The sequence below is a fragment of the Rhizobium sp. H4 genome (genome assembly GCF_003013335.1).
Taxonomy (GTDB): Bacteria; Pseudomonadota; Alphaproteobacteria; order Rhizobiales; family Rhizobiaceae; genus Rhizobium; species Rhizobium sophoriradicis.
Window position 1 is genome coordinate 256,983 of sequence record NZ_PSOW01000010.1, and the last position, 6,176, is coordinate 263,158.

Here is a 6,176-nt window from a genome sequence, read left to right on the forward strand (position 1 = left end):
TCGCCTCGAAAATCTTCATCTTGTTTGTTTCGCCTGCAATCAGAAGCGTCAGACCAAACAGGCCAAGTCTACGTGGCTATCTATCAAAGCTAGGTTGATGCGAGCTTTGGCGACCTAGTGGCAGGACTTGCGCATGGGGGGCGTGCGCTACTGGGCTAAGACTGGGTTAGCTTTTTGCAGCATGCGCGAGGACGAGAGAAGACCAATTGGAAATATGGCGCACCCGACAGGATTCGAACCTGTGACCTTTGGAATCGGAATCCAACACTCTATCCAGCTGAGCTACGGGTGCATGCCGAAGGCGGCTTGAATCGCCTGTCCGATGGGTGGTTCTTAGCCTAGCTTGCCGCCGGCTTCAATCGCGAATTTCTCAGAAATACCGGTGCTTGCGATTTGCAGGGTATTTTTATTGGTCGCGCTATGGAAGCGGATGAAAAACTCCGCCGGCCTTGCGGGCGGCGGAGCGGTTGTCCGGGGCAGGAGCCTTACGGCGGTCAGATCTGCATGGCGCCGGGGCCGGGGATGGCCTTGGGCGGCACCTTGCCGAGGATGATCATCCCCAGCACCTCGTCCTTGGTCACGTCCTCGGTGCGGGCGTGGCCCACCAACTGGCCGTTCTTCATCACCGAGACGCGGTCGGCGAGGTCGAAGACGTCGTGGATGTCGTGGCTGATGAGGAAGATGCCGATGCCTTCCTTCTTCAACTGCTTGATCAGTTCGCCCACCTGCGCCGTCTCCTGCGGCCCGAGGGCGGCCGTCGGCTCGTCCATGATCAGGATGCGGGCGTTGAAGAGGATGGCGCGGGCGATCGCCACCGATTGCCGCTGGCCGCCGGAAAGCGCCTTCACCGGCTCCTTGAAGCGCTTGAAGTTGGGGTTGAGCCGTCCCATCACTTCGCGGGCCGAAGCCTCCATCGCCACGTCATCGAGAGTCCCCCAGCGGGTCTTCAGCTCGCGGCCGAGATAGAGGTTGGCGGCGGCGTCGACATTGTCGGCGACGGCAAGCGTCTGGTAGATCGTCTCGATCCCGTATTTCTTGGCATCGCGCGGGTTGCGGATGTCGGCCGGCTCGCCATTGATCAGGATCTCGCCGGAGTCGCGCTTATAGGCGCCGGAGAGGATCTTGATCAGCGTCGATTTGCCGGCGCCGTTATGGCCGAGCAGGGCGACGACTTCGCCCGGGTAGAGATCGACCGAGGCATTGTCCACGGCGTGGATGCCGCCGAAGGAGATCGAGATGTTTTTCAGTTCCACGAGGGGAGTGCGGTGATCAGTCATTTTGAGGCTCCTCTCACTTGGCACGGGCGCGATAGACGGTGTCGAGCCAGACCGCGACGACGAGGACGGTGCCGACGACGACGCTCTGCAGCGGCGTGTCGACATGGGCGAGAACCATGCCGGATTGCAGTGATTGCATGACGAGCGCGCCGAGCATGGCGCCGGCGATCGTGCCGGTGCCGCCCGCCAGCGACGTCCCGCCGATGACGGCGGCGGCGATGGTGTAGAGCTCGTCGAGCGTGCCCTGCGAGTTGGTCGCCGCATTGAGGCGGGCGGTGGAAATCGCCGCGGCGATAGCGGCCAAAACCCCCATCAGCGCGAAGATGCGCACGGTCACCCAGCGGGTCTTGATGCCGGCAAGCTCGGCCGCCTCCGGGTTACCGCCGATCGCGAAGACATAGCGGCCGAAGCGCAGCCGGGTGGCGATGAAGGTCATGATGATGCCGACGACGATGGCGATCAGCACCGGCACGGCGATGCCGTAGGGAATATCCAGGCCGGTCTCGGGCCAGGGAATATTGTTGGTCTCGGCATATTTCTTGGCGATGTTGATCGGCCAGTAATAGCTGTTGGCGATCGAGACGGCGCCAAGGATCAGCACGCAGCTCAGCGTCGCGAGGAAATACTCGGCCCAGATCGGCCGGCGCGGAAAGCCGAAGCGGCGCCGCTGCCGGCGCGAGCCGACGATGCTGGCGATGACGAAGAGGCAGGCAACGATGCCGACGATCCAGCTCCAGGTGGCGCCGATCGAGCCCTCTGCGCCGCCGCCCATGATGCGGAAGGTCTGGTCCATCGGCGCAACCGTCTGGCCGCTGGTGACGAGCCAGGTCGCGCCGCGCCAGACCAGCAGGCCGCCGAGGGTGACGATGAAGGAGGGCACGTTGAGGAAGGCGATGATCATGCCCTGGAAGGTGCCGATCAGGCCGCCGGCTATCAGGCCGACCAGCAGCGTGATCACCCAGGTGAAGGGACTGTCGAAGCCGATATACTCAGGCAGGATCTTGGCCTGCGTCACGCCCATGATCATGCCGCAGAGACCGAGCACGGATCCCACAGAAAGGTCGATGTTGCGGGTGACGATGATCAGCACCATGCCCGTCGTCATGATCGCGATGTCGGTCGTCTGGACCGAGAGGTTCCAGAGATTGCGCGGGGTCAGAAACAGGCCGCCGGTGATGATGTGGAAACCGATCCAGATGATGACGAGCGCGCCGATCATGCCGAGCAGGCGTGTGTCGATTTCGGTCGCGCGGAAGAAGCGGGTCACCGGATTGGCTTCCGCCGTTCGCGGCCCGCTTGATGTGGTGGATTTTACCATTTCGGCCATGGGTTTGCCGTTCCCCCATTGTGTTTGGACGGCTGCGCCAGCGTGCCCGAGTTGTGGGCGGCGTCATCGTCTGTTCTTCAACTGCCCATCGTGATGCTTCCGGAAACCGGTCGCCTGGCGTCGCGACACCCTTCCGGCAGGGAATGCAAATCCGCGATGGTGCGGCGGGGCGGAGGAACTGCATCCTTGGAGTTCGCATCCGCATCCGGCGCCGCAGCGGTCTCTCCGCTGCGGCGCCGGCATTTCGTTCGAAGCTTGCTTACTTGCAGGCGGCGACCGTGCCGGCCTTGACGCCCTGGCAGGCTTCAGCCTTGGAAATCCAGCCGGCGTCGATGACGACGTTCAGATTGTCCTTGGTGATGGCAAGCGGCTTCAGGAAGACCGACTGCATTTCCACGCCCTTCGGGCCGCCCTTGAAGGCCTGTGCGCCTTCGATCTTGCTCATGTCCTTGCCACCGGCAAGCTCGAGAGCGATTTCGGCGGCGCGCTTGCCGAGTTCGCGGCTATCCTTCCAGACGGAAACCGTCTGCGTGCCGAGAGCGATGCGGTTCAGCGCCGCCTTGTCGCCGTCCTGGCCGGAAACCGGAACGGAGCCGGCGAGGCCCTGGGCGTCGAGCGCTGCAATCGCGCCGCCGGCCGTGCCATCGTTGGAGGCGACGACGGCGTCAACCTTGTTGTTGTTGGCGGTCAGGAACTGCTCCATGTTGCGCTGGGCGTTCTCCGGCAGCCAGCCGTCGGTATAGGCCTCGCCGACATTCTTGATCTTGCCGGCGTCGATCGCGGCCTTCAGCACTTCCTGCTGGCCCGAGAACAGGAAGTCGGCGTTCGGGTCGGAGGACGAGCCCTTGATGAAGACGTAGTTGCCTTCCGGCTTCGCCTTGAAGACGCCTTCGGCCTGCAGGCGGCCGACTTCCTTGTTGTCGAAGGTGATGTAGAAGGCGGCCGGATTTTCGATCAGGCGGTCATAGCCGACAACCGGGATGCCTTCGGCGGCGGCCTTTTCGATGGCCGGAGCGATAGCGTCGGAATCCTGGGCGAGAATGATCAGCGCGTTGGCGCCCTGCGAAATCAGCGATTCGACGTCGGTCAGCTGCTTGGCGGCCGAAGACTGCGCGTCAGCGGAAATATACTTGGCGCCCTTGGCTTCGAGAGCCTTCTTGATGGCGGCTTCGTCTGTCTTCCAGCGCTCCTCCTGGAAATTCGACCAGGAAACGCCGACGACGAGATCGGCAGCCATGGCGGCGGTGTGCACGGAAACGAGGATGGCGGCGCCTGCCATCAATTTCAAAATAGACTTCATAATGTCCTCCCGAGTGAGTTGCGGCCGGCCCAGCCCATGCTTCCTCCGGCCACCGCGATACGCCTGTCGAGGAAAGTTCGGATTATTTTCTCGACAGTCGAGAAATTTGATGTCAGAGATTTTTTCAGCTGTCAACACTGGACTGTCGGCATCAGCCTCTTGCGTGGTGGCGGCCGGACATGCAGTGGAAACGAGGGTAATGTAAGCAGGAGGAGAGGGCGGCATTCATGCTGACCAAGTCGAGCACGGAGCTGGTCCGGCAGAGAAACAGCGTGCTCGTGCTGTCCGTGCTGCGCCGCCACGGCGCGCTTGCCCATACCGAAATTTCCGATTTCACCGGTCTTTCCTCGGCCACCATTTCGGCGATCACCGCCGATCTGGAACGCGCCCAGATCATCGAAAAATCCGAGCAGCAGGCGGCCAGCGGCCGCGGCCGGCCGCGCGTGCTGCTCCGGCAACGGCGCGATTGCGGCTATCTCATCGTCGTCATCATCTCCTCGGATGTCGTGCAATATTCGCTGGTCGATTATGCCGGCAAGCTGATCGACCGCTTCAGCGAGGAGCGCTCGCATGATCCCTCAGGCGCTGCCCGCTTCGTGGAAGGCGTGCGCGCCGGCCTTTCGCGCATCCTCGATCGCTCCCGCATTACCCGAGAAAAAGTCCTGCTGATCTCGATCAGCAGCAAGGGCCTGGTCGATTCCACCGAGCCGGTGCTCATCTGGTCGCCGATCTTCGGCAGCGATCAGATCGATTTCGAATCGGCGCTCCGGCAGGATTGGCAAGCCAAGGTCATCCTCGACAACGAGACCCTGCTGGTCGCCGCCGCCCTTGGCGCGCGCGAGGAGATCGTCAAAGGCGCCGACTTCCGCTCGCTCGCCGCACTCTCGCTCGGCCACAGCATCGGCCTCGGCATCGTCCGGCGGGGAGGGCAGACGGGCCAAGAGGTCTCGGCGCCGAATTTCGGCCACATGCTGCACATGGCGGGTGGCGGCCTCTGTCGCTGCGGCACGCGCGGCTGCATCGAGGCCTATGCCGGCTTCTACGCCATCCTGCGCAGCGCCTTCGAAGTGCCGCTCGATACGATCCCCGCCAAATTCGTGCCCGTCGCCGAACTCGACAAGATCGCCGCCAAGGCCCGCCAGGGCCACCGCACCTCCGTCTTCGCCTTCCGCCAGGCAGGCCTGGCGCTCGGCAACGGCCTGTCGCGCATGCTCAGCCTCACCGAACGCATGCCCATCGCCATCACCGGCCCCGGCACCCGCTATTACGACCTGCTGCGCCAGGGCATCGAAGAGGGTCTCGGCCAGTCGCACATCGTGCGCATGGAAGGCATGCCGGAAATCCGCATCGTCGCCGAAGAGCCGATCCTCGTCTTCGAGGGCCACCTCAACCGGGCGCTGTCAGTGATCGACCAGGATATCGTCGTTTCGGGTGTTCAGGGCGGAGAGTAGGGAGTGATCCCGCTGGAGCTTTGGTGTCAGTTTCATCGTTATGATCGCGCCTCTCCCTGACCTCCGTCATTCCAGGCCTTGAGCCTGGAATCCACGGTCCCACCCCCGGTCCTGCTCGGCCTTGGCCGAGCATCCACACCGTATTCTCGCGGGACTTGGGCAGGTCGCATCTCCACTTGCTCCCTCATCCCTGTGCTCGTCACAGGGATCCAGTGCGCCCAAGTCCTTGGGCGCGGGAGACTCCCTTCAAGGCCTTATGGGTTCATTCACCGCGCGGACGCGCGGTGAATGGATTCCAGGCTCAAGGCCTGGAATGACGGAGGTTGGCGGTGTTGCCGCCAAACGCGCCGTCGAGGTTTCGGACGGCGGGTCGTGCTTCCGGTGCCTGTTATAGTGCCGCCTTCGACCAGCAACTGCGACGCTTCGTCCGCTGCGCCGACGCTGAGTTTGGCGCAAACGAACCCTCACTCTCCGTCATTCCAGGCCTTGAGCCTGGAATCCATGGCTCCGCTCTCTGTGCTGCTCGGCTTTGAGCTGAGCATCCACACCGCATCCTCCAGCGACAATAGACAGGTCGCATCTCCTCTTGCTCCCTCATCCCTGTGACCAGCGCGCCCAAGTCCTTGGGCGGGGGAGATTCCCTGCGAGGCCTTATGGGTTCATTCACCGCGCCAGACTGGATTCCAGGCCTTGAGCCTGGAATCCATGGCTGCACCCTCCGCCCCTTTCGGCCTCGAGCCGAGCATCCACACCGCCGTCGCTACCATCAAACGCAAAACGGCCGGGCATGTGCCCGGCCATCTCATGCATGACTGGCGGTC

4 protein-coding genes and 1 tRNA gene are annotated in these 6,176 nt (G+C 63.1%); 1 reads left to right on the plus strand and 4 read right to left on the minus strand.

Features of this window, described 5'->3' with window-relative positions; translation table 11 throughout:
- Window positions 1-215: 215 nt before the first annotated feature.
- From C4N04_RS17730 to xylF, 4 genes are all read right to left on the minus strand, one after another.
- Window positions 216-292: transfer RNA gene (locus C4N04_RS17730), tRNA-Arg, on the minus strand.
- Between the two features lie 202 nt (window positions 293-494).
- Window positions 495-1,277: an ATP-binding cassette domain-containing protein gene (locus C4N04_RS17735; protein WP_038690657.1), complete on the minus strand. Its 783-nt coding sequence runs from the start codon at window positions 1,275-1,277 to the stop codon at window positions 495-497.
- Between the two features lie 13 nt (window positions 1,278-1,290).
- On the minus strand, window positions 1,291-2,604 hold the full coding sequence (locus tag C4N04_RS17740) for a sugar ABC transporter permease (RefSeq protein WP_039621458.1): 1,314 nt from the start codon (window positions 2,602-2,604) through the stop codon (window positions 1,291-1,293).
- Window positions 2,605-2,863: 259 nt separating this feature from the next.
- Window positions 2,864-3,904, minus strand: a complete 1,041-nt coding sequence (gene xylF, locus C4N04_RS17745) for a D-xylose ABC transporter substrate-binding protein (protein WP_096762269.1) — start codon at window positions 3,902-3,904, stop codon at window positions 2,864-2,866.
- A gap of 227 nt (window positions 3,905-4,131) precedes the next feature.
- Here xylF and C4N04_RS17750 point away from each other — a divergent pair, with 227 nt between their 5' ends.
- A complete protein-coding gene (locus C4N04_RS17750) occupies window positions 4,132-5,355 on the plus strand; it encodes an ROK family protein (RefSeq protein ID WP_096762270.1) in 1,224 nt (407 codons plus the stop codon).
- The last annotated feature ends 821 nt before the right edge of the window (window positions 5,356-6,176 follow it).